Raw genomic sequence first — 23,648 nt, forward strand, 5'->3', positions numbered from 1 at the left:
CGGTAACGGTCGTCAATGCCGGTACTGCGCCATGAAACGGCCGTCCAGCCAGCGTTTCCACCATAGGCTGGCACGGCCTGTCCACCATAGACGGCCGCGGATCGCCAGCGCCCGACCCTGTCCCAGGTCGAGGATGGCGAGCGCCCGGGCCTGGGGGACGTAGCGGCGCAGCGGCCGGCCGGCCAGGCTGCCCGCGAGGTTGTCGAGTAGCACCGGTGCCTGGCGCACGCCATACACACCGAGCCTGGGGAGCGGTCGATCGACCAGCGCGGCGCAATCGCCCGCGGCGAAGATGCCCGGATCGTCGATGCTTTGCAGCGTATCGCCTACTGCCAGGCCGCGCCCCTCGATCATCGCCAGCCCCAGCCGCTCGAGCACTGGCGGCGGCTTCAAGCCGCCGGCATGAACTACGTGGTCAGCGGCGAGCGGCCGAAGGTGATCCGCTACCGGGACAGCTCCCCCCAAGGCCATTTCCGCCGCCACCAGCAGGCCAGCCGGATGATGAGCGACGGCTTGCGCCCCACCCAGGAAATGTATGTCTCTGCGCAGCAGATGGTTCCGTAGCCAGCGCCTGGCCCCGAATGGTGCTTGGGCGAGCGGCTCGTGGCGGCGCGAGACAAGCGTGATCCTCGCGTCGACACGATGGCGGTCGGCCAGCGCGCGCAGGTTGCAAGCCAGTTCGATGCCACTGGCACCACTGCCGACCACGACCAGCGAGAGCGACTCGCGCCGGAGAAATGACGCTTCGAGGCGATGACGCAGAGCGATCAATTGCTGGATCGGTTTGACCGTCCAGACCTGTGGGCCATCGTCACAGGCTGGGAACACGGTAGCCGCCGAGCCCACGTTGAGCGACAACAGCTCGAAGGGTAGCTCCCTACCGTCATCCAGGCAGGCCAAGCGTCGGTTGAGAGAGAGCGATGCCAGGCGGCCGCGGATGGCCCTTACACCGTACCGACGAGCGAGAGGCATGGGATCGAGACGATCCTCGGCGGGGCTCAGGCGCGCGCCGAGGACACCGGCCGCCATGCCGGAGTACCAGAAGCTGCCCGGATCGACCAGGCTCACGTCGGCCTCGGCCAGACGCGAACGGTGGCGTACCAGATGCAGGTGTGCATGACCCGCTCCCACCAGCAGGATCCGCGGACGGCGTGAGGCTCCCGGCTTCACGCCCATGCGTCAGCTCTGCTGTTGCTGCGGCGGCGGTGCGCCGGCGGGCGCCAGTGGCGAGCGCGCTCGCTCGTTCCAGGCCGACCAGGAGTAGAGTGCCAGACCGAGCCAGATCAGCATGAACGTGGCCAACTGGATCGGTGATAACGGCTCTCGGAACACCAGCAGCGCGATGAAGAACTGGATGCTGGGGTTGAGATACATCAGGAAGCCCAGCGTCGCCAGACGTAGGCGACGCGCGGCACCGGCAAAGGCCAGCAGGGGCAATGCCGTGATGACGCCGCTGGCTACCAGCAGCAGCGTGGCGTAGGGAGCGGCGAGAAAATGGGAAAGCCCCGCGAGGCTCAGCCAGGCAAGAGCGAGCAGCCCCAGCGGCAGCAGTAGCAGCGTTTCCACGAACAGACCCGACAAACCATCGAGCGGGACCTGTTTGCGTAACAGGCCGTAGGTGCCGAATGAGAGCGCCAGGGTCAGGCTGATCCAGGGCAGTTCTCCAAGCAGCAGCAGTTGTATGACGATGGCTGCCCCCGCCAGCAGGATCGCCAGGCGTTGCAGGGTGGCCAAGCGCTCGCGCAGCACCAGCAAGCCCAGGGCGACGTTGACCAGCGGGGTGAGGAAGTAGCCGAGGCTGGCCTGAAAGACCTGGCGCGTCTCGACGGCATAGATGTAGAGCCCCCAATTGATAGCGATCAGCAGGGCGCAGCCCAGCACCCGACCCAGCCGGCGGGGCTCGGCCAGCGCCGAGCGTATAGGCCCCCAGCGTTTGAGGATCGTCACCAGCGCGACCAGGAACAGGCACGACCAGATGATGCGATGAATCAGCACTTCATAGGCGGGAATGCCCTGGAAGAGCGCAAAGAACAGCGGGAAGCAGCCCCACATGCCATAAGCGGCCAGGCCAAAAGCCACGCCACGGGTGGCCTCACGATCGGTCAAGGACTGCGCGGACATGCCATGTTCTCGTGTCGTTGGTTCAATGAGATGTTTCTACTTAGCAGCCTATCCGAGTAGTGGGGCTCACCGCCAGCGCCGTGTCGGGCTTATGCCTTGGCGGCTGACGTTCGTGCCGAGCTGGGTTAGGCTGGTGCGGGAGGGAGCCATTGCAAGGGAAACCGACATGAGTGAGCTGCGTACGACCCTGGTGCAGTGTGACCTGCGCTGGGAAGACCCAGAGGCCAACTGCCGAATGCTCGAGGAGCAGCTGGGTGGGCTCGATGCCAGCCAGACCGATTTGATCGTGCTGCCCGAAATGTTTTCCACCGGCTTTACGATGAATTCGCGTGAAATGGCCGAACCGATGGAAGAGAGCTCGGCCGTGGCCTGGCTGCGTGAACAGGCCATTCAGCGCCAATGCGTCGTGACCGGCAGCGTGGCGGTGGTCGAAGATGGTCACTACTACAACCGGCTGGTGTGGGCCCGCCCGGATGGCAGCCGTGTCTGTTATGACAAGCGACACCTGTTCCGCATGGCCGGCGAGCATGAGCGCTATGCCATGGGGCACGATCGCGTTATCGTCACGCTCAAGGGCTTTCGCATACTGCTCAGCGTCTGCTACGACCTGCGCTTTCCAGTCTGGCTGCGGCAGAGTCCGGGACCCGGCGAGCATTTCGAATACGACGCTCTGCTTTGCGTCGCCAACTGGCCGGCGCCGAGGCGACATCCCTGGCGTATCCTGTTGCAGGCGCGTGCCATCGAGAATCTAGGTCCGGTGATCGGCGTCAACCGTGTCGGTGAAGATGCCAATGGCATGCGTTATGCCGGCGATTCCATGTTGGTCGACTTCAAGGGTGAGGCGGTCATCGACCAGCCACGCGATACCGCCTTCATCGAAACCGCTACGTTGTCGCGGGACGATCTCGAGGCCTTCCGCGAGAAGTTCCCCGCCTGGCGCGACGCCGATCACTTCACGCTTTCCGACGGGGTCGGCTTCTGATGCGTCTCGATCGCTTCCTGGCGGAGACTACGGATCTGACGCGCAGCCTGGCGAAGAAGGCGCTGCATCGTGGCGAGGTGAGCGTCAACGGGGAGATGACCAAGCAGTCGGCGCTCCACGTCGAGCCGACCGATCGCGTGGAGTGGGACGGCCGACCGCTGTCGCTTGTGGGGCTGCGTTACGTGATGCTCCATAAGCCGACCGAAGTTGAATGCAGCGCACGTCGCGGCCTCTATCCGCGTGCAGTGGACCTGATCGACCTGCCGAAGGCGGAACGCCTGCAGACGGTGGGACGCCTCGACGTCGATACCACGGGACTGGTGCTGCTTACCGATGATGGCCAGTGGTCCCATCGTGTCACCTCGCCGCGCCGACGCTGCGCCAAGGTCTATCGTGCGACCCTGGCGGAACCGCTCGAGGGGGAGGCGATGGAGGCGGCCAGGACTCGCTTTGCGGAAGGCATCCTGCTCGAGGGCGAGGACAAGCCGACGCTACCGGCCGAGTTGATCATGAATAGCCCATACGACGCCGAGTTGACCCTGTACGAGGGACGCTACCATCAGGTCAGGCGCATGTTTGCGGCCCTCGGCAACCGGGTCGTCGCCCTGCACCGGGAATCGATCGGGACGTTGTCGCTGGGCTCGCTCGGCGAGGGCGAGTGGCGCGAGCTGTCAACGGCCGAGATCGAGGCTTTCAACTGATCGTCAGTTGACCGGCGCCGAGGTCTCGCTCCTGTCTCGTCCGCGCCGCTTGGCACGGTAGAGCGCCATGTCGGCCAAGTGGATCAGCTCCAACGGGTCGCCGGCGTGCTCCGGATAGGTGGCGATGCCACAGGAGAGACTGACAGGGCCTAGCTCGCGTTCGGCGTGGACGAAGCGCTGCCGGCGCATCGCTTCCAAGAAGCGTTCGACCCTCTCGGCAGCCTGGTTCGCCGATGCGCCGGGCAAAATCACCACGAACTCCTCTCCGCCCAGGCGACAGACGACGTCGGCATCGCGAAAGTGCTGACTGAGCAGGTGGCTCGTTGCCACCAGCACCGTATCGCCTGCCTCGTGGCCGTGCAGATCGTTCAACCGCTTGAAGTGATCGATATCGAGCATGACCAGAGTGAGCGTTTTTCCGCGGCGGGCGTTGGCCGCCTCGTGGGCGAACACCTCGTCGAAGTGCCGGCGATTCTTCAGCCCGGTCAGGGGGTCCTGATAGGAGAAGGCGTGCAGCCTCTCGACCATTCCCTGCAAGGCTTGGGTGCGCTCCGCCACCTGTTTTTCGAGATGTTGGTTGAGCTGGACCAGTTCGCGCTGGGTGCGCGCGTAGTGGTGCAGTGAGATCGCCACGATAGCGAGGCTGAAGACCAACGCGCCAACGCTGACCGGTACTCGTCTCCAGGGAAGCAGGCCATGGGCCACGGCCATGTCGATCAGCAACAGTAGCGCGAACAGTCCGTAGGCGGCGATGATCAGTTTCTTCTCGCCGCTCAGGCGCCTCAACCGAGCGATCACCAAGGTAAACAGCACGGGCAGGGTAACGGCCAGCAGCGCGTCGAATACCGGGAAGGTGCTGGACAGGTTGACCGCGCCGCTTGCTGCCAATGCCATTGCGCCGAGCAGATAAGCCAGATGACCCTGCCACAGACGGCGAATCCAGCGCGAATGGCGCGACTCGAACCAGGGTTCTAGCAACAAGCCGATGCCGACCGGCAGGGCATAATAGCCTGCAGCGGCCAGATAGTCCCACAACAGGGGCGCCGCGATGAGTAGCTGGCTGGCCTGGCTCTCGGCGAGAATCATGATGCCGGAAGCCAACGAGAAGAGAGCGGTCCCGACGAAGCTTCGGCGCTCGGTTTGTATCACCGAGAAGATACCCGCCAGCAGGGATAGCAGCAGGCAGAAGGCGCTGACGATCAGCTCGTCGGCCGAGCGCTTGAGAATGTTGCCGAGCAGCTCAGGGCGATCCGCCAGCTTGACCTCACCCCATAGGCCGATATCGGTATAGTCGGAGAAGACACGAAAGGAGAGCTGGCGGCCGGCAAAATCCTCGGGCAGGCTGATCACGTGCCAAGGCCAACCGGCGAAACGTCCCTCACCGTTGGCATCGAAGCGGCCGTGCTGGTAGATCAGTTCCGTACCCAGGAAAACCTGTGCGATGAGATCGATGCTGTAGACGTACAGCACCGGATCGCGCCATTCACCGGCGGGCAGGGTGGTGCGGAACCAGACATGGCGGTTACCGTTGCGGGCCGGTGGGTTGGAAGGAAAATCGATGGCGTTCCATTCACCGGCGGAGGGCTCAAGAAGCCAGGTCGGCCGACCGTCTGCCTGTAGAGGCGAGTCGCCCCAGCGATATTCCCAGCCCGTATCGATATCCAGCGCGGACGCCGATGCTTGAACGATCGGAGAATGCAAGGTGATCAGCAAGAGTAACCACCAGGAGCCGGAAAGAAGTCGCATGGGGAGGATTACCAAGCGCGCCGCGAGGGCACCAGTATAGGGCAAGGCTGGGCACGAATATCCCTCCATTCGTCATGTGCGGTTCATGGTGTATAAACGCTAGGCTTATTTATACCGTTATCTTTTAGTAGAAAAAATTCATCCATCGCTCTCCGAATTCGTTCGTAGACCGAGCCTCAACCACTGAGGCCGGCGGCCTTGACCAACGCTTGCGTGTAAGCACTCGACGGTTCCGCCAGCAAGGTCTGGCAGTCTCCCTGTTCCACTAGGGCGCCTTCCTTGAGCACCATGACGCGATGTGCCATGGCTCGCACCACCGCCAGATCGTGACTGATGAACAGATAGCTCAGGCCGCGTCGTGCTTGCAGATCACGCAGAAGTTCGACCAACTGCTTCTGTACGGTGCGGTCGAGAGCCGAAGTGGGCTCGTCGAGGACAACCAGCTCGGGCTCGAGCACCAAAGCTCGAGCGACGGCGATGCGCTGGCGTTGCCCGCCGGAGAATTCGTGGGGATAACGGGCTGCACAGTCGACCGGCAGGCCGACCTCTTCGAGCGCCGTCCTCACGCGCTGCGTTATTTCGCTAGCGGAAAGGTCGGGGTAGTGAAAGCGAAGACCCTCGCTGACGATATCGGAGACCGGCAGGCGAGGAGACAATGAGCCGTAGGGGTCCTGGAAAACGACTTGAAAACGTCGACGCCGGCGGCGCAGGGCATTGCCCGAGAGACGATCGAGTCGCTCGCCGTCGAAGTCGATCTCGCCGCGACTCTCCACCAGCCGCAGCAGTGCCATGGCCAACGTGGTCTTGCCCGACCCCGACTCCCCGACAATACCGAGGGTTTCGCCGGGAGCCAGGTGAAGATCGATCGGTTTGACCGCTTCGAAGGCGGGCGGGCGCGGCGCAAAGAGTCGCCTGGGGCGCTGGAAGCTGACCGACACGCCACGCGCCTCGAGCAGTGGCTGGCGTGAAGTCGGCGGCGCCGGCCGGCCGGTGGGCTCAGCATCGAGCAGCGTTCGCGTGTACTCGCTGCGTGGTGATTGGAACACCTCGCTCACCGGCCCCGTCTCCTGTTCGACGCCATCGTAGAGAACGCAGACGCGATCGGCGTGACGCCTCACCAGGTTGAGATCGTGCGTAATGAACAGCATGCCCATGCCGTGGCGATCACGAAGCTCGGCGAGCAGGGCAAGAATCTCCTGCTGCACGGTGACATCGAGCGCCGTCGTCGGCTCGTCGGCGATCAGCAGCTCCGGATCGTTGGCAATCGCCATGGCAATCATTACCCGCTGGCGCTGCCCGCCCGAGAGCTGGTGGGGCCAGGCGTCGAGCAGCTCATCGGGGCGTGGCAGCCGCACCTGCTCAAGCAGCGTGCGGGTGCGCTCACGAGCCGCACGCCCCGACAACCCTTGGTGCAGGCGCAGCGTCTCGCCAATCTGCTTGCCAACCGTATGCAGCGGATTGAGCGAGGTCATCGGTTCCTGAAAGACGAAGCCCACGCGGCCACCACGAAGCGCCTGCCAATCGCGCTGGCGCAGCGTTGCCAGGTCCGTGTCGACCAGCCAGCGTCCGCCGCTGACCGTGGCATTGTCGGGGAGCAGGTTCATGGCGCCCAGCGCCGAGACCGACTTGCCGGAGCCGGATTCACCGACCAGTGCCAGGGTCTCGCCACGGCGAACCTCGAGCGAGAGTTTCTCGAGTACCGGCTTGCCGTCGAAGGTGATCGACAACCTGTCGAGACGCAGCAGAGGGGAGGCGCGAGAATCAGGCATTGGGCTGGGTCCTGGTCAACGGGGTGGCACTCGGTGCGTGCTGGATATGACGTGGGTCGAAGGCGTCGCGCAGGCCTTCTCCGATGAAGACAAGCAGCGAGAGCATCAGCGACAGGCTGACGAAGGCAGTAATGCCGAGCCAGGGCGCGTGCAGATTGTTCTTGCCCTGGGCGACCAGCTCCCCAAGCGAAGGGGAACCCGGCGGTAGCCCGAACCCGAGGAAATCGAGCGCCGTCAGCGTGGTGATCGCACCGGTGAACAGGAAAGGGATGAAGGTCAGCGTGGCGACCATGGCGTTGGGCAGAACATGCCGCCACATGATCAGGCGGGAGGGCAGGCCCATCGCCCTGGCCGCGCGCACGTATTCGAGATTTCGCGCACGCAGGAATTCGGCACGCACCACATCGACCAGGCCGAGCCACGAGAACAGCAGCATGATGCCGAGCAGCCACCAGAAGCCGGGCTGCACCAGGCTGGCCAGAATGATCAGCAGGAACAGTACCGGCAGTCCCGACCAGATCTCGGTGAGGCGCTGTCCGATCAGGTCGGTCTTGCCGCCGAAATAGCCCTGGATGCCGCCAATGAGCACGCCCATGACCAGCGAGCCGGCCGTCAGCACCAGAGCGAAGGCGACCGACAGACGAAAGCCGTAGATGACACGTGCCAGGACGTCGCGCCCCTGGTCGTCGGTACCCAGCCAATGCCGGCCGTCCGGCGGCGAGGGCGAAGGGCGCATCATCTGCATGTCCAGAGTCTGGTAGGAGTAGGGGATCAATGGCCACAGCGCCCAGCCGTGCTCCGCGATCTGCTCGCGTATGAAGGGGTCGTGGTAGTCGGTGCGGGTGGGTAGGAAGCCGCCGAATTCGGTCTCGGGATAATCGATCAGCAGCGGCATATACCACTGGCCGTCGTAGCGCATGACCAAGGGCTTGTCGTTGGCGATCAGCTCGGCCCCCAGGCTCACGACGAACAGGACGAGAAAGATCCACAGCGAGACGCGGGCGCGTCGATTTCGGCGGAAGACGCCGATGCGGCGACGGGCGATGGGAGAGAGCGCAAGAGGCATCGTGTCAGGACTCCCGTGTCTCGAAGTCGATACGTGGATCCACCCAGACATAGGTCAGGTCGGAGACCAGCTTCAGGATCAGCCCGATCAAGGTATACAGGAACAGCGTACCGAAGATTACCGGGTAGTCGCGCTGCATCACCGCCTCGAAGCCGAGCAGCCCCAGGCCCTCCAGCGAGAAGATCACCTCGATCAGCAGGGAGCCGGTGAAGAAAATGGTCACCAGAGCGCCAGGCAGGCCGGCAATGATGATCAGCATGGCGTTGCGAAACACATGCCCGTATAGGGTACGACGATCGCTCGCTCCCTTGGCCCGAGCGGTGAGCACGTATTGCTTGTGTATTTCATCGAGAAAACTGTTCTTGGTCAGCATGGTCAGGGTGGCGAAACTGCCGATGGTCATGGCCGTGACCGGCAGGGTGATGTGCCAGAAGTAATCCTTGATCTTGCCCCAGGCTGAGAGCTCCTCGAAGTCCGGTGAGGTGAGCCCGCGCAGCGGAAACAGATCCCAGTAGCTGCCACCCGCGAACAGCACGATCAGCAGGATGGCGAACAGGAAGCCGGGGATGGCATAGCCGACGATCACCAGGCCGGAGGTCCAGACATCGAAGCGCGAACCGTGGCGCAGCGCCTTGCGGATACCTAGCGGAATCGAGATCAAATAGACCAGCAGGGTGGTCCACAGCCCCAGTGAGACCGATACCGGCAGGCGTTCGATCATCAGCTCGACCACCGGTCGGTCGCGAAAGAAACTGTTGCCGAAATCGAAGGTGACGTAGTCGCGCATCATGCCCAGGAAGCGCTCGTGAGCCGGCTTATCGAAGCCGAACTGCTGCTCAAGCTGTTCGATGAAACGCGGGTCGACACCCCGGGCTCCGCGTGATTCGTCGCGCACCACCACGTCGCCTCCGCCGGCGTCCAGGCGCGTGCTCGCCATGCTGTCGAGGCCCTCGAACCGCGCCATCATCTGGTCGATCGGCCCGCCCGGTGCGGCCTGCACAATGACGAAATTGAGCAGCATGATGCCGATCAGAGTCGGTATCATAAGCAGCAGACGGCGAAGAATATAACGGCTCACGTCAAGGATACCCTCGTGCAGCGATGGCTGACTGGCGGCCTAGCGGCCCCGCAGGCGCTGGTTGATCTCGCGTTCGCGCTCGGCGTCGACCCACCAGGTGGTCAGGTCGAAGCCGTATTCGGGAAAAGCCTCGGGATAGCCGAACTTGTCCCAGATCGCGATGCGTGTCTCGCCGGAATGGTAGTGGGGGATCACGATGAAGCTCCACAACAGCACCCGATCCAGAGCGCGTGCCGCGGTATTGAGTTCCTCCCGGCTATCGGCGCGTATCAGTCGCTCGACCAGCGCATCGACGGCGGGGTGTTCCAGTCCCATCAGATTACGGCTCTGGGGACTGTGGGCGAAGTCACTGGTCCAGTATTCGCGCTGCTCGTTGCCGGGATTGTTGGATTGCGGGAACTGCCCGGTCACGATATCGAAGTCGAAGCTGCGCAGCCGATTGAGATACTGATTGATGTCGACGATGCGCAACCTGCCCTGGATGCCAAGGCGCGACATGTTGCGCAGCATCGGTTGCACGACCCGCTCCATGCCGCTGTCGAAAAGCATCACTTCCACGCTGAGCGGCCGGCCGCTCTCGCTGTCCACCAGCTTGTCACCACGCACCTCGTAGCCCGCTTCGAGCAGCAGCTCATAAGCCAGCCGAAGACGCTCGCGCCTGTCGTCGGGAAACTCGATGGGCAGCGGCGCGTCGAAGACCCGTTCCGGCAGTATGTCGCGGTAGGGCTCGAGCAGCTCGAGCTCCGCTTCGCTGGGCAGACCCTCGGCGGCCATTTCCGAATTCTGGAAAAAGCTCTCCGTGCGTTGGTAGGTGTCGTAGAACAGGTTGGCATTGAGCCAGGGGAAGTCGAATGTGAGGTTGAGCGCCTCGCGTACGCGCGGATCCTTGAACTTGTCGCGCCGCAGATTGAAGACGAAGGCCTGCATGCGGGAAGGCTGTCCGTCGGGTACGGTCAGGCGCTTGACCAGGCCCTCGTGGTAAGCCGGAAAATCGTAGCCGATGGCCCAGGTCGCCGCGCGCGCATCGGTGCGGTAGTCCAGCACGCCGGCCTTGAAGGCCTCCCAGGCGATATCGCGGTCACGGTAGTAGTCGTAGATCAAGCGATCGATATTGTGCCGCCCCACATTGACCGGCAAATCGCGCCCCCAGTAGTTCTCGACGCGCGCATAGACGATCCGGCGACCGGGCTCCACTTCGGCGATGCGATAGGGGCCGGAGCCGGGATGGCGCGCAAGCGTCGGGGAGCTGAAGTCGCGCTCCTCCCAATAGTGCTGAGGCAGGATGGGCAGCTGCCCGACGATCAGCGGTAGTTCGCGTGAATGGTTGGAAGCGAACTCGAAGCGCACGGTATGCGTATCGAGCGCCTCGACCCGTTCCACGTCGGCGTAGTAGCCCCGATAGAACGGATTGCCTTCCTCCATCAGCAAGTTGAAGCTGAAAACCACGTCTTCGGCGGTAACTGGCTCGCCATCGTGAAAGCGGGCTTCTGGGCGCAGGTCGAACTCGATCCAGAGACGCTCCGGATCCAGGCGTATGCCCTCGGCCAGCAGACCATAGACGCTGAACGGTTCATCGAGGTTACTCGCCAGCAGCGTGTCGTAGATCTCGCCGATACCGATTGCCGGCGTGCCTCGAATGATGAAAGGGTTGGTCGAGTCGAAGCTACTGCCGACCGCGGCCTGGGTCATGCTGCCACCCTTTGGCGCGTCGGGGTCGACGTAGGGAAAATGCGTAAAATCAGCGGGTAACGCCGGCTCATCGTAGAGCGCCAGGCCGTGGACGGTGGGAACCGTGTCATGATCGTCAGCCAGAGCCGACGACGACCAGGCAAGCACCAGGCAACAGACGAGTACGCAACGCAAGACGAACCGCATCAAATGACATCCTTGGTAGATCTGGCCCGGTTGGGTCGGGCATTACCGCCATAAGGTGTCAGGCCGTCCATCGCTTGTAAACCTTCGCCTGGCCTCGAACGTCACCCCCCTCAACGCGATGCCAGGCTACGCCTCGGAATATTCAATACCTGTCCTGCGTGGATGACGTCGCCACGCAGGCCGTTGTGCCGCCTCAGTTCGGCTATCGTGATACCGTGCCGGGTTGCGATGGCGGACAGACTGTCGCCGCGCTGGACGAGGTGCTGGGAATCGTCGGTGCTTGCGGGAGTCGGGGCGCTGAGCTCGGCCAGCACGGTCTCCTCGTGTTCGACTGGAACCAGTACCACCTCGACCGCGGCGGGGGAAGCGCTTCCGTTGGTCAGGCCTGGATTGAGCGCAGCCAGCTCCTCCGGCGCGACCCCGGTCACGTCGGCTAGTTGCGAGAGGTGGAAGTGTGTTTCCACTGGAACCGTGGCGAAGGCGGGTGCATCGTCGATCTTGGGCAGCGCAACGCCGTAGCTCTCGGGATCGTCGATAATGGCGGCAATGGCGTTGAGCTTGGGTAGGTACTGCATGGTCTCGCCCGGTAACTGGAGACCCCAGTAATCGCTTGGTGCGCTGCGCGCCGCTGCCGCATGACGGGCTCGGTTGACGGTGCCCGCACCCGCGTTGTAAGCCGCCAGGGACAGTTCGATGTCACCATCGTACCACTGCTCGGCCTGCAGTTCGATGTAGTCGAGAGCGGCCTGAGTGGAGGCTACGACGTCCAGGCGTCCGTCGTAGCCCTGTTGTCGCCTCAAACCCAGGGCATCCGCAGTACCGGGCATGAACTGCCATAGACCGGCAGCACCACGATGACTGCGCGCATGCGGATCGTAGGAGCTTTCGACGAAAGGAATCAGCGCGACTTCGCCAGGCAGGCCGCGTCGCTCCACTTGTTCGGTGATCCAGGCGATCCAGGGGCGGGCGCGCTCGATGATCTCAACCACGTTGCCAGGGTTGGCGCGATAGTGTTCGATCCACTGCTGCACGCGGGGGTCCTGGCGCCGCTCGTGCCAGGCCAGGCTGTCGCGCAAGCGCTCCCAGGCACTGCCTGGCATGGCTTCGAGCTGCAGATCGTCCCAGAAATGGTGAAGGGGAAGGGCCGGTGCGGCCCCGGGGTGGGGGGCGGCGTGAAGCTCGGGGCTGGCCGCTGCCAAGGCGCCGATCAGGGCGACTCCGCCGGCCAGACTCAAGGTCCACTGCCGCGTCGTTCGATAGGTCATTCTTCCTCCTTCTGGGCATGCATTCGCGATGCCTTTGGGATGCGTCGATGCTCAGAAACTGTCTTTCCAGGCGCGCAGGGTGGCAAACGTCGCCTGGTCGCTGTCGGTGCTGCCGTGTTGCGCAGCGGTGGCGCGAACGTCAGGCACGGCGCAGCGCAAAAACGGATTGATGTTCTTTTCGCGCCCCAGGTTGCTGGGCAGGGTGGGGCGATCGAGGTCGCGCGCCCGGCGGGTCTCGTCCAGCGCTGCGGTCACGTCGGGATTATTCGGATCGGCGGCCTGGGCGAAGGTGAGATTGGCCAGGGTGTACTCATGAGCGGCGAACACGAGGGTGTCGTCCGGCAGCGCGGCGAGCTCCCGCAGCGAATGGTACATCTGCTCGGGCGTGCCTTCGAACAGACGTCCGCAGCCGCCCGAGAAAAGGGTGTCGCCGCAGAACAGCAGCGGGGGGATGCCGGGTGTAAAGAAGGCGATATGGTCGAGGGTATGACCCGGTACCTCGAGGACATCGAAGCGACGCCCCATGACGCGGCAAGTGTCTCCATCGCCGACGCGCTCGTCGATCCCGTCGATCTGAGGGTTGTGCGGTCCGATCACCTTGGGCGAGTAGCGTTGGATCAGCTCCGCCAGCCCCCCCACATGGTCCGGATGATGGTGGGTAATCAGGACGCTTCCGAGGGTCAGCCCCTCGCGCTCGAGAACGTGAATCACGGGGGCCGCTTCACCGGGGTCTACCACACAGGCTTCAGGGCTCGTATCCTGACGAAGTAGCCAGATATAGTTGTCGCTCAAAGCGGGAATCGGTGTCACGCTCAGCATGGGCAGTCCGTCCTTGTTGCGTCGTCAACCGGATGCGCTGCAGGTCGCGGCCCCTTCCTCACGCCCCTCGCTGGTTGGAAGGACGCCGAGAGCCATCGACTCGACGGTCTTGCGCCGCCAAGTTCATGGAAGTTGCCTGCAAAACCGGTGATCATGGAGGTATTGGCAAGTCATGTCAAATTCGCAGGAGACGGTCGCGCTGACCCAGCTGTATCGCGAAGGGCAGCGCTACTGGTCGAGCGAGAGCGGCCGCGCCCACTGGCGCGCCGAGCGAGCGTGCCTGGGGCCGGTATGCGAGCGGCTGCATGGCGGCCATAGCCTGGAGTTCGGCATGGCCCCTGCCCTGAGTGACATGTCGCCGATCCGACACGGCATCCGCTGGGCACCCACGGTGGAATTGACGGAGTCCTCCTCCACGCTGGTCTGTCCGCTGGATGCGATCCCCTTGCCCGACGAGTGCTTGCACCTGGTCATCGTGCACCATCTCCTGGAGGTGATCGCCGATCCACATCGGCTTCTGCGCGAGGCGGCCCGAATCACCGCCGATGATGGCTGCCTCATCGTGCTGGGGTGGATGCCCCTTGGCCTGTCGGGACTGTCCCGGCTGACACCGGGCCGGCGGCAACGCCTGCCGTGGCGGGGCCAATGGCGCACCCCGGCCAAGCTGAGCGACTGGCTGGCGATTGTCGACTTTCGCGTCGAGCAGGTAGACTATTGCGGCTTTCATCTCCCCGGCAGCCTACCAGGCAATGCGACGCTGGAAACTCTCGGGCGTCGCCATAACGTGCCCTTCGGTGACAGCTTCATCATTCATGCACGGCGCCGCACTCGGCTGGCCCAGGTACAGCGGCCTCGATTGCGGCTGCAGGGCTCGCTGGGTGGCGGCGCGCTGGGTCACGCCACCCGTCTCGGCAGTTCCGCGCCGGAGCCAACCAGAAGGACCACTGAAGTTGAGTGACAGCGACCACGACAGGCCGGCTCCCGGCGTAACCATCTATACCGACGGCGCCTGTCGCGGCAATCCGGGGCCGGGAGGCTGGGGCGCGGTGCTGGTGAGCGGCCGTCACGAAAAAACGCTCAACGGCTTCGAAGCGAATACCACCAATAACCGTATGGAGCTGATGGCGGCCATCATGGCACTGCACACGCTCAAGCGCTCCTGTGAGGTCGAGCTTTGGACCGACTCCGAATATCTGCGGCGAGGTATCACCGAGTGGATCCATAACTGGATGAAGCGAGGCTGGAAGACGGCCAGCCGCCAGCCGGTCAAGAACGCCGAGTTGTGGCGCGAGCTGCACGAGGAGACCCAACGGCATCGCATTCACTGGCACTGGGTCAAGGGGCACAACGGCCACCCGGGCAACGAACGGGCCGACGCCCTGGCCAACGCCGCCATCGATGCACACTGGAACCGCACGCGACCATCCGCCAAGCAATCCGAGACATAGCCATGCGACAGATCGTCCTGGATACCGAGACCACCGGTATCGACCCTCGGGAAGGGCATCGCCTGATCGAGATCGGCGCCGTGGAGCTCGTCAATCGCCGACTCACCGGCCAGACCTATCACCAGTACATCAATCCCCAGCGCGAGGTGGAAGCCGAAGCCATCGCCGTGCACGGCATCACCAACGAATTCCTGCAAGACAAGCCGCCCTTCGCCGATGTCGCCGATGCCTTCTGGGACTTCATCCGTGGCGCCGAACTGGTGATCCACAACGCGGCCTTCGACGTCGGCTTCATCGACCATGAGTTCAAGCGTCTGCATGCAACTCGTGGAGAGCCCCGTCTGGGCCCGGTGGCTGAACACTGCGGCATTCTCGATACCCTGCAGCTTGCGCGTGAACGTCATCCGGGGCAGCGCAACAGCCTGGATGCGTTGTGCAAGCGTTACGAGATCGACAACGGGCGTCGTGTGCTCCACGGCGCACTGCTCGATGCCGAGATCCTCGCCGACGTCTATTTGGCAATGACTGGCGGCCAGACGGCGCTGATTCTGGATGCCGAGGAGAGCCGAGGGAGCGAGGCTATGGCCAGCGGACTCTCGATTCGACGCATGTCTTTGCCGGCGGGAAGCCTGCGTGTGCTGCAGCCCGACGATGCGGAACGGGCGGCCCACCTCGCCAAGCTGGAGCAGATACGCCAGGCGGCAGGCACCTGTCAGTGGGATGTGCTGGGCATGGTCGAAGGTCCGCTGGAAGAGGCGCACTAATGCTGCGCCGCGAACTGCCCCATAATGCCACGGCGGGGCGCCTGATTCGCCTGGCTGCGGGGCGGATCGCACCGGCCTCCGATGGTACCCCCCTGCAGGCAGCGCAGGTCTGGCCGAAAGGTGCTCAACCGCTGGGATACTGGCACGACGAGCCGGTTGCGCTGGCGATCGAGGAGCAGGGCGGCCAGGATTGGCCGGATGGCCGACATTGGCTGGCCCAACTGCCGGAGTCCTGGTTTCCGCTGATCGCCACCGCGCTGCAGGTGGCCGCGTGGCTGCGCGACCATCGCTACTGTGGACGCTGCGGCGCGCCTGCCGCCAAGCTAGACGTTGAGTTCGCCATGCATTGTGAACGCTGCGGCCATCGCAACTATCCGCGCATCTCGCCTTGCATCATCACCTTGGTCACCCATGGCAATGCGATGCTGCTGGCACGCAGCCCCCGCTTTCCACCGGGGCGCTATTCGACGCTGGCGGGCTTCATCGAGCCGGGCGAATCCGCCGAGGATGCCGTGCGTCGAGAGATTTACGAGGAAGTCGGGGTGACGGTAGGGCGGGTACGTTACTTCCGCAGCCAAGCCTGGCCCTTTCCCCACGCCTTGATGCTGGGCTTCTTTGCCGAAGCCGCCAGTAGGCACATCCGCATCGATGGCGTCGAGATCGCCGATGCTGCCTGGTTCCTGCCCGGCAGACTGCCCCAGCTGCCGCCGCTCTATTCGATCTCCCGTGCGCTGATCGAGACGCACCTCGCCGATGTGGCCAGTGGCATTCGTTAGGTCATGCAGGCATGCGAACGGGCCGCCTCAAGGGCGGCCCGTTCGTTTTCGTCGATGCGATCCCGTTACCGGTTGGGGAACAGGCTCGTCAACTTGGTCGCCAGCATCACATTGCCCGTCGCCTTGAGCTTGCCGGTCATGAAAGCCGTCATGCCGTTGATCTCACCATTCATGATGCCCTTGAGCGTATCGCTGCTCATGGATAACGATACCGACGGATCGTCGTGCTCGCCTTCCCCGATCGACAGGGTGCCGTCCTTCACTACCAGATAGAGGCTGCCGTCGTCGCTGAAGTGAAACTGGAAGACATCATCCATGCCTTGGGCGGCATGGGGATCGAAGCGATCCTGCAGCTTGTCGAAAGTCGAGGTGGACATCGGGGTATTCCTTTCTTGGTGATTCAGGGCTTGAGGAGCTACGGCTCAGAGCTTTTCGTCAGAGAGTATTTCAAACGATTGTTTCAATCAAGCCCATTGTCACTGCCGCCGCGCAAGGTCAGGATTGAACCATCAACCAGAGCAAGCGGAGTGACAATGTGAACGAATGGCTGATGGACCTGGGGCGCTTTACGGCGCAACTGACGATTCTCACTCTCTTGGTCGTGGCGGCCGTCGCCTTGATAGCGCGAGCCAGGAGCGAGTCGGGAGAGCGGCTGCGTCTAAGAGTCGACGAGCTGAATCGCCAGCGCGAATACCGGCGCCGGCGCCTGGCGCTGGCCGCCACCGAGCCCAGTGCGCGAAAGCGATTGGTCAAAGCGTTCCGCCGCGACGACAAGCGCCTCACCCGCTCCGCTCGCAAGCCGCCGGAAGAAAGTCGCGCTACGGTCTGGGTGCTGGATTTCCGGGGCGATATCAAGGCCACCGGGGTGGGACGCCTGGCCGAGGAGATCTCTGCCGTGATCGCGGCAGCGGGAGAGGGCGATGAAGTGATGATTCGCCTCGAGTCCGCCGGTGGCCTGGTACACGCCTATGGCTTGGGTGCCGCCCAGGTCGATCGGCTACGCGAGGCCGGCTTGAGTGTCACCGTCTGCGTCGACAAAGTCGCCGCGAGCGGCGGCTATTTGATGGCCTGCGCCGCCGATCGCCTGCGTGCCGCGCCGTTTGCCGTGTTGGGATCTATCGGCGTGGTAGCTCAGCTACCCAATGTGCACCGCCTGCTCAAGCGCCACGATATCGATGTCGAACTACTTACCGCCGGTGAGTACAAACGCACCCTGACCGTCTTCGGCGAGAACACCGAGGAGGGACGCGAGAAATTCCAATCCGACCTGGAACACATTCATGAGTTGTTCAAGCGGCACGTGGCAACGCGTCGCCCAACCCTGGATATCGAGGCGGTAGCCACCGGGGAGGTCTGGTACGGCCAGGATGCCATGGAAAAGCGCCTGATCGACGAGCTGGGTACCAGCGAGGCTTACTTGATGTCACGCATGGAGCAGGCCCGAGTGGTGAGTGTACGCCTCGAAGCCCGCCAGTCGTTGGGGGATCGCTTCGGCAAGACCATCGGCAGAGGAGTCGAGAACGGCATAACACGCCTTCTCGAGAGGCTCGATGCAGGTCGCTGGGAGAAGCGGTGAACGAGCGCCCGCGGCGATCCTTCACGCTTCCTGCAGCTGCACCAGCGCCTCGATCATTTGACGCGCCTGCTTTCCCTGCAGAGAGTAGTAAATGGTCTGCGATGCTCGTCGGGTCGAGACCAGGCCCTCGCGTCTCAGAATCGCCAAGTGCTGCGACAATGCAGACTGGCTCAGCGAAAGCCGCTGGTTGAGTTCGGTGACCGATAGCTCGCTGTCATCCAGCAAACACAGGATACGCAGCCGGTTGTCATTGGCCAAGGCCTTCAGTAGGGCAGTGGATTGGTCGATAGCCGGCGTGCCGGCCTGCAGGAGACGGGTTGCAGCGCTTTGCGAGGTGCTCATGACGATGATCTCCCCGTGTTGCTCTCCGGCCGCTGTCACGGCTCGGTGGCGGCTTCGGCGGCTACCTCGTTTCATGATCGCGCGAGTCGAACGAGACGTCGCGGACAATGCGATTCGGCAGAGCCTGATTGTGTTATGGCTTTACTGATTTAGTCATCATTGATAGTGACCTCGCGACTGTCAAACGAAGAATCAACCGAAAGCAATGAATGTACGCGGCTTAATAGGACAAGTTGTCGACAACAATTCTCTTTTCACTTAGGAAAGGTGCCGTTTTCGCGTCCTTTAGCCGATGGTATGAGAGAAAAACCTGTCGTTTTCTCTACAGTGTCAACAATTATGCCTCTCCTTGCTGTCGGACAAGACGCTCATGACAACCTACAAGACCGAATTCCAACGCTCCATCGACCAGCCGGAATCCTTCTGGGCCGAACAGGCCCAACGGATCCCCTGGTTCACTCCCCCTCGGCAGATTCTCGAGTATGACGAACAGGGTCACGCGCGCTGGTATGTCGATGGCGAGTTGAATATCTGTCACGCGGCGCTGGATCACCACGTCGAGCAGGGTCGAGGCGACCAGCCGGCCATCTACTGGGATTCCCCCGTGACCGGCAGCCGACGCACATTGACCTACCGCGAACTTCGCGACCAGGTGGCGCAATTCGCCGGTGCGCTCAAGGGGCTCGGCGTGGCCAAGGGCGACCGGGTCGTCATCTACATGCCGATGGTACCGGAGGCCCTTGTCGCCATGTATGCCTGCGCCCGCCTGGGGGCAGTGCACTCGGTGGTCTTCGGCGGCTTCGCCCCGCATGAACTGGCGGTTCGCATCGACGATGCCCAGCCCAAGGTGGTCGTGGCGGCCTCCTGTGGGGTAGAGGTCGACCGCGTCATACCTTACAAGCCGAACATCGATGCAGCGATCGAGCAAAGCGCACACAAGCCTGACGCCTGTATTTACTTGCAGCGCGAGGGGCAGGCAGTCGAGCTCGGCGAACGCGATCATGACTGGCGGGCCCTGGCGTCGCGAGCCGAGCCGGCCGACTGCGTGGCGGTGAAGGGCAGCGATCCGCTTTACGTGCTCTATACGTCGGGCACGACCGGCAAGCCCAAGGGCGTCGTTCGTGATACCGGTGGCTACGCGGTGGCGCTGCACTATTCAATGGAGGCGATCTACGACGTGGCGCCGGGCGACGTCTTCTTTTCCGCTTCCGATGTCGGCTGGGTAGTCGGGCATTCCTATATCGTCTACGCTCCGCTGCTGCGCGGCTGCACCACCGTGGTTTACGAGGGCAAGCCGGTCAGAACGCCGGATGCCGGTGCCTTCTGGCGTTTGGTCAGCCAGTATCGGGTCAAGAGCTTCTTTACCGCGCCGACGGCCTTCCGTGCAATCAAGAAGGAAGACCCTGACGGCAAATTGCTTCAGCAGTACGACATCTCATGCCTTAAGGCGCTGTTCCTGGCCGGTGAGCGGCTCGATCCGCCGACTTTCCACTGGCTCGACGACTTGCTCGAGGTGCCGGTAATCGATCACTGGTGGCAGACCGAGACCGGCTGGCCGATCGCCGCCAACCTGCAAGGGTTGGAACCGATGCCAACCAAGGCCGGCAGCGCCACGGTCCCGGTTCCCGGCTTCAACGTGCAGGTTCTCGACCGTGAAGGCCAGACCGCCAAGCCGATGGAGCAGGGCAGCGTGGTGATCCAGCAGCCGATGCCGCCCGGCTGCCTGGTGGGCATCTGGGGCGACCCACAGCGCTTCCACAGCGCTTACATGGCGGCGTTTCCGGGTTACTACCTGACCGGGGACGGCGGCTACTTCGATGAGGAGGGATACCTTTTCGTCATGGGCCGCACCGACGACGTCATCAATATCGCCGGCCATCGCCTCTCCACGGGAGAAATGGAGGAGGTGGTCGGCGCCCATCCGGCCGTTGCCGAGTGCGCGGTGATTGGTATTCACGATGCGCTCAAGGGACAGGTTCCGGTCGGGTTAGTGATCCCCAAGGATGGCTTCGATGGCGATGAGGTGGCACTCGAGGAGGCGTTGATCGCTCTGGTGCGCGACAGGATCGGCCCGTTCGCCTGCTTCAAGCAGGTGTTGGTGGTAAACCGCCTGCCCAAGACCCGTTCCGGCAAGATCCTGCGCAAGCTGCTGCGCAACATTGCGGATGGCAAGGAGTATGGCATCCCCTCAACCATCGATGATCCGGCCAGCCTGCAGGACGTCCACGACGCCATGATCCAGCGTGACGTGGGCGCAGCGCACGAGGCGCGACAGGTCTGAGGCCTGCCGCCCGAAACGATGGCGCCGCCCGAAGAGCGGCGTTCATCGTTTCGGCCCCGCCCATCTGGCTATGGTTGATGGTTGGCCCAGGCGCGGTACAGCACGTATAATGCCCGCCGCATTTCGGGCGCCCTGCACCCCGGGCTCATCGAGGGTTCCCTCACCCCTCTCACCGGCCTAGGCCGAGCAAAAAGGATTCGACATGTTCGTACTCACCGAGACGCAGCAGCGACGCTGCCTTGCCCTGCTGGTCGCCTTCCACATCTTCGTGATCGCCGCCAGCAATTATCTGGTTCAGCTGCCTTTCACCCTGTTCGGTTTCCATACCACCTGGGGCGCGTTCAGCTTTCCCTTCATTTTCCTGGCCACCGACCTCACCGTCAGGCTCTTCGGCAAGGAGCCGGCACGCGCCATTATCATGCGCGTCATGTGGCCGGCGCTGCTGATCTCCTATGTCGTCTCGGTCACGTTTCCTCGCGGCAGCTTTGCCGGTCTGGAGGCGTTGGGCGAATGGAACCTGTTCGTCGCCCGCATCGCGCTGGCTAGCTTCATGGCCTACGTGCTCGGACAGTTGCTCGACGTCCAGGTCTTCGATCGTCTGCGCCGGCTGAAGGCGTGGTGGATAGCGCCTGCCGTTTCGACCGTACTGGGCAACCTGGCCGACACGGCGGCCTTCTTTGCCATGGCGTTCCACCGCAGCCCCGATCCCTTTATGGCGACCCATTGGGTGGAGATTGCCGCGGTGGATTACGTCATCAAGCTCGGCATCAGCCTGCTATTCTTCCTGCCGCTGTACGGCATACTGCTGACATGGCTGAGTCGCCGTATGGTGGCACTGACCGGACAGCAGGACCTGGCACCTCAGCGCCCCTGACCGACCCATGAGAGCGGAGATGAGATGAGCGTCGAACTCAACTATCAGGATACGGGTGGCGAAGGCACGCCACTGTTCGTGATTCACGGCCTGCTGGGCAGCGCCGACAACTGGCGTTCCCATGTTAAACAGTGGCAAGCTCATCATCGCGTAGTGGCCGTGGATCTTCGCAACCATGGCCGTTCGCCGCATGCCGAGGGCATGGGCTACAGCGAAATGGCGCAGGATCTGTTGTCATTGATGGATCGGCTGGGCATCGAGCGTACCCATCTGTTGGGACATTCGATGGGCGGCAAGGTCGCGATCAGTGTCGCACGCCTGGCGCCCGAGCGAGTAGCCTCGTTGATCGTGGCCGATATCGCGCCACAGGCCTACGGGCATGGGCACGATGCGGTCTTCGCCGGTTTGCGTCGGGTCGAGGAAGGGAGCCCTACCAATCGTCGTGAAGCGGATGAGCTACTGGCCGAGCACGTCGACGAACGCGCCACGCGGCTGTTTCTCGCGACCAATCTGGTGCGAGGCGATGACGGTGTCTTGAGGTTGCGTATCGGGCTGGGCCAAATCGAGCGCGACTACGACTCGATCATGCAGGAGCCGGCCGGAGAGGGCGCTTACGAAGGCCCCACGCTCGTGCTGCGCGGCGGGTTCTCGCCCTATGTACCGGACGAAGCGTTGCCGGCACTGCGCGACGTGCTGCCGAAAGCGCAACTCGTGACACTAGAGCAGGCCGGTCACTGGTTGCACGCCGAGCAGCCCGAAGCCTTCCAGACGGCAGTCAACGACTTCCTGGCATCGCTCGCTTCCTGAAGCGAGCGAGCCCCCCGCGATTATGGCGCGGCGCCCAGGTCGACGGCGAGCCGCTCGAGAGGGGTACCGTTGTCAATCACACTCTGCTCGAGCAGGTACTGGTCGAAGCGCAGGTAGCGTCTATGATCAAGTGCGGCGGGCCGCAGCGACAGGCGGGGCAGAATATCGATCCAAGCGTCGCGAATCGTCAGATCATTGAGGGCGGGTTCGGTGGAAACCAGCAATTCCCAGGCCTCCTGGGGGTGATTGAGACTCCACAGCGCAGCCTCTTCCAGCGCCGCCACCAGTTGACGCACGGCTTCGCGCTTGCCGTTGAGCCGGTCACGGTTCGCCATCAGAATAAGCCCATCGTGTGGTGGCAACCCGTGCTCCTCGACCGGCAAGACGCGCAGGGTAATGCCTTCATCGGCGAGCTGTCGCGGCAGTAGGAAGCGTTGGTGGACCAGAACGCCATCGACCTGCTCCTCGCGCAGCGCACCGAGTACCGCATAATTCACGTCGACGGCCTCAACCAGGGCCAGCCCATCGCGCAGCGACATCAGCTCCGCCATTAGCCCCGAAAGCAGGATGTCGCGACCGTCCTGGTCGGTGTAGCCGATGCGCAATCCCTCGAGCTCGTGCGCCAGAGCTTCTCCCTCCGCTTTCGCATTTACGTCCGCACGCAGCATGAGTCCCGCAAGTGGTGTATCGATCAGCGTGGCGACACGCATCAGCGGCAACCCCTTATCCGCCAGCAGGTGCAGCTGCGTCTGACGTCCCACCGCCAGGTCCGTTCTGCCGGCCGCCAGCAGCTTCGCCGGTACATTGGGATCGGCCGGGACCGATAACCGGACATCGAGCCCACGGCGCCGGAACATGCCCTTTTCGCGGGCCACCAGCAGGGCGGCATGCTGAGGGTTGAGATACCAATCGAGCATCACTTCGAGCTGGACCATGGGGGGCGGGATGAGGGGAGCGGCCGGCTCGGTAACAACGGACGGCACCTCGGCCGGCGCCTCGAGATAGGGTAACGGCGCGGCAAACGGATCGATCGCCAACAGTTTCTCGAGAAATCCCGGCCCCTTGACCATCGGCGGCACCTCGACGATGGAAGTTGCTTCCCGCTCGGCCAAGGCTTCGGTTGTGAGCAGGCGAGGCGGTACCACGACTCTGGTTTCGAGCTCCTGTGGGGGAACAATGAGCGCTTCAGCCTCGCTGTCGTCGGCAACGACGAAGGCAGCCGCCAGCCACAGCAAGGTCAGGGCAGCGAATGCTCCCGTTATTGCGCGGGATAGGAACCTGCGAGAAGGGATGTGCATCCAGGGAAGCGTCTCCAGCAAACAATGTAAGCTTCGGTAAGCGCTCATTTTATCGCTGTC

22 protein-coding genes are annotated in these 23,648 nt (G+C 63.3%); 10 read left to right on the forward strand and 12 right to left on the reverse strand.

Annotation, left to right across the window (positions count from 1 at the left end; all coding sequences use genetic code 11):
* Positions 1–12 precede the first annotated feature (12 nt).
* Both CYJ07_RS13045 and rarD read right to left on the reverse strand, forming a co-directional pair.
* Complete coding sequence (locus CYJ07_RS13045) at positions 13–1,176, reverse strand: NAD(P)/FAD-dependent oxidoreductase (protein ID WP_104204146.1); 1,164 nt, start codon at positions 1,174–1,176, stop codon at positions 13–15.
* Positions 1,177–1,179: 3 nt separating this feature from the next.
* Entirely contained in the window at positions 1,180–2,121 is a 942-nt protein-coding gene (gene rarD, locus CYJ07_RS13050) for an EamA family transporter RarD (protein WP_104204147.1), read from the reverse strand.
* Between the two features lie 166 nt (positions 2,122–2,287).
* On the opposite strand from rarD, the gene CYJ07_RS13055 reads away from it, so the two are divergent.
* On the forward strand, positions 2,288–3,103 hold the full coding sequence (locus tag CYJ07_RS13055; RefSeq protein ID WP_104204148.1) for an amidohydrolase: 816 nt from the start codon (positions 2,288–2,290) through the stop codon (positions 3,101–3,103).
* The gene (locus CYJ07_RS13060; protein WP_104204149.1) at positions 3,103–3,804 is read left to right on the forward strand and encodes a pseudouridine synthase; all 702 of its coding nucleotides are present in this window, start codon (positions 3,103–3,105) and stop codon (positions 3,802–3,804) included. Before CYJ07_RS13055 ends, CYJ07_RS13060 begins: the two co-directional genes overlap by 1 nt.
* 3 nt (positions 3,805–3,807) lie before the next feature.
* Here the strand turns inward: CYJ07_RS13060 and CYJ07_RS13065 are convergent, their stop codons facing one another.
* The 7 genes from CYJ07_RS13065 to gloB form a co-directional block, all read right to left on the reverse strand.
* Positions 3,808–5,550, reverse strand: a complete 1,743-nt coding sequence (locus CYJ07_RS13065) for a sensor domain-containing diguanylate cyclase (RefSeq protein ID WP_104204269.1) — start codon at positions 5,548–5,550, stop codon at positions 3,808–3,810.
* 176 nt (positions 5,551–5,726) lie between these two features.
* Entirely contained in the window at positions 5,727–7,319 is a 1,593-nt protein-coding gene (locus tag CYJ07_RS13070; protein ID WP_104204150.1) for an ABC transporter ATP-binding protein, read from the reverse strand.
* Positions 7,312–8,385: an ABC transporter permease gene (locus CYJ07_RS13075; protein WP_104204151.1), complete on the reverse strand. Its 1,074-nt coding sequence runs from the start codon at positions 8,383–8,385 to the stop codon at positions 7,312–7,314. The genes CYJ07_RS13070 and CYJ07_RS13075 overlap by 8 nt, the downstream gene beginning before the upstream one ends.
* Positions 8,386–8,389: 4 nt before the next feature.
* Entirely contained in the window at positions 8,390–9,463 is a 1,074-nt protein-coding gene (locus CYJ07_RS13080) for a microcin C ABC transporter permease YejB (protein WP_104204152.1), read from the reverse strand.
* A gap of 39 nt (positions 9,464–9,502) precedes the next feature.
* Positions 9,503–11,338, reverse strand: coding sequence for an extracellular solute-binding protein (locus CYJ07_RS13085; RefSeq protein WP_104204153.1), 1,836 nt, complete (start codon positions 11,336–11,338; stop codon positions 9,503–9,505).
* A gap of 110 nt (positions 11,339–11,448) precedes the next feature.
* A complete protein-coding gene (locus CYJ07_RS13090; RefSeq protein WP_104204154.1) occupies positions 11,449–12,603 on the reverse strand; it encodes a transglycosylase SLT domain-containing protein in 1,155 nt (384 codons plus the stop codon).
* 51 nt (positions 12,604–12,654) lie between these two features.
* Positions 12,655–13,422, reverse strand: coding sequence for a hydroxyacylglutathione hydrolase (gloB, locus tag CYJ07_RS13095; RefSeq protein ID WP_104204155.1), 768 nt, complete (start codon positions 13,420–13,422; stop codon positions 12,655–12,657).
* A gap of 172 nt (positions 13,423–13,594) precedes the next feature.
* On the opposite strand from gloB, the gene CYJ07_RS13100 reads away from it, so the two are divergent.
* The 4 genes from CYJ07_RS13100 to nudC are packed head-to-tail and all read left to right on the forward strand — an operon-like array spanning position 13,595 to position 16,410.
* The gene (locus tag CYJ07_RS13100; protein ID WP_231489633.1) at positions 13,595–14,380 is read left to right on the forward strand and encodes a class I SAM-dependent methyltransferase; all 786 of its coding nucleotides are present in this window, start codon (positions 13,595–13,597) and stop codon (positions 14,378–14,380) included.
* Complete coding sequence (gene rnhA, locus CYJ07_RS13105) at positions 14,373–14,870, forward strand: ribonuclease HI (RefSeq protein ID WP_231489634.1); 498 nt, start codon at positions 14,373–14,375, stop codon at positions 14,868–14,870. Before CYJ07_RS13100 ends, rnhA begins: the two co-directional genes overlap by 8 nt.
* Before the next feature lie 2 nt (positions 14,871–14,872).
* Positions 14,873–15,634 (forward strand): DNA polymerase III subunit epsilon, encoded by a 762-nt coding sequence (dnaQ, locus tag CYJ07_RS13110; protein WP_104204157.1) that lies wholly within the window; start codon positions 14,873–14,875, stop codon positions 15,632–15,634.
* Positions 15,634–16,410, forward strand: coding sequence for an NAD(+) diphosphatase (gene nudC / locus CYJ07_RS13115; RefSeq protein WP_104204158.1), 777 nt, complete (start codon positions 15,634–15,636; stop codon positions 16,408–16,410). The genes dnaQ and nudC overlap by 1 nt, the downstream gene beginning before the upstream one ends.
* A 65-nt stretch (positions 16,411–16,475) precedes the next feature.
* Here the strand turns inward: nudC and CYJ07_RS13120 are convergent, their stop codons facing one another.
* A complete protein-coding gene (locus tag CYJ07_RS13120; RefSeq protein ID WP_104204159.1) occupies positions 16,476–16,787 on the reverse strand; it encodes an SCP2 sterol-binding domain-containing protein in 312 nt (103 codons plus the stop codon).
* 158 nt (positions 16,788–16,945) lie between these two features.
* On the opposite strand from CYJ07_RS13120, the gene sohB reads away from it, so the two are divergent.
* A complete protein-coding gene (gene sohB / locus CYJ07_RS13125; RefSeq protein ID WP_104204160.1) occupies positions 16,946–17,986 on the forward strand; it encodes a protease SohB in 1,041 nt (346 codons plus the stop codon).
* Between the two features lie 21 nt (positions 17,987–18,007).
* Here sohB and CYJ07_RS13130 read toward each other — a convergent pair whose 3' ends face one another.
* A complete protein-coding gene (locus CYJ07_RS13130) occupies positions 18,008–18,328 on the reverse strand; it encodes an ArsR/SmtB family transcription factor (RefSeq protein ID WP_104204161.1) in 321 nt (106 codons plus the stop codon).
* 370 nt (positions 18,329–18,698) lie between these two features.
* Here CYJ07_RS13130 and CYJ07_RS13135 point away from each other — a divergent pair, with 370 nt between their 5' ends.
* The 3 genes from CYJ07_RS13135 to CYJ07_RS13145 all read left to right on the forward strand — a co-directional run bounded on the left by CYJ07_RS13135 (position 18,699) and on the right by CYJ07_RS13145 (position 22,290).
* Positions 18,699–20,609: a propionyl-CoA synthetase gene (locus CYJ07_RS13135; protein ID WP_104204162.1), complete on the forward strand. Its 1,911-nt coding sequence runs from the start codon at positions 18,699–18,701 to the stop codon at positions 20,607–20,609.
* Between the two features lie 202 nt (positions 20,610–20,811).
* Positions 20,812–21,483, forward strand: coding sequence for a 7-cyano-7-deazaguanine/7-aminomethyl-7-deazaguanine transporter (locus CYJ07_RS13140; RefSeq protein ID WP_104204163.1), 672 nt, complete (start codon positions 20,812–20,814; stop codon positions 21,481–21,483).
* Between the two features lie 24 nt (positions 21,484–21,507).
* Positions 21,508–22,290, forward strand: coding sequence for an alpha/beta fold hydrolase (locus CYJ07_RS13145; RefSeq protein WP_104204164.1), 783 nt, complete (start codon positions 21,508–21,510; stop codon positions 22,288–22,290).
* A 20-nt stretch (positions 22,291–22,310) separates the two neighbouring features.
* On the opposite strand, the gene CYJ07_RS13150 is transcribed toward CYJ07_RS13145, so the two are convergent.
* Positions 22,311–23,588, reverse strand: a complete 1,278-nt coding sequence (locus CYJ07_RS13150; protein WP_197038364.1) for an ABC transporter substrate-binding protein — start codon at positions 23,586–23,588, stop codon at positions 22,311–22,313.
* Positions 23,589–23,648: the final 60 nt, after the last annotated feature.

The sequence above is a fragment of the Billgrantia saliphila genome (genome assembly GCF_002930105.1).
GTDB classification, from domain to species: Bacteria; Pseudomonadota; Gammaproteobacteria; order Pseudomonadales; family Halomonadaceae; genus Halomonas; species Halomonas saliphila.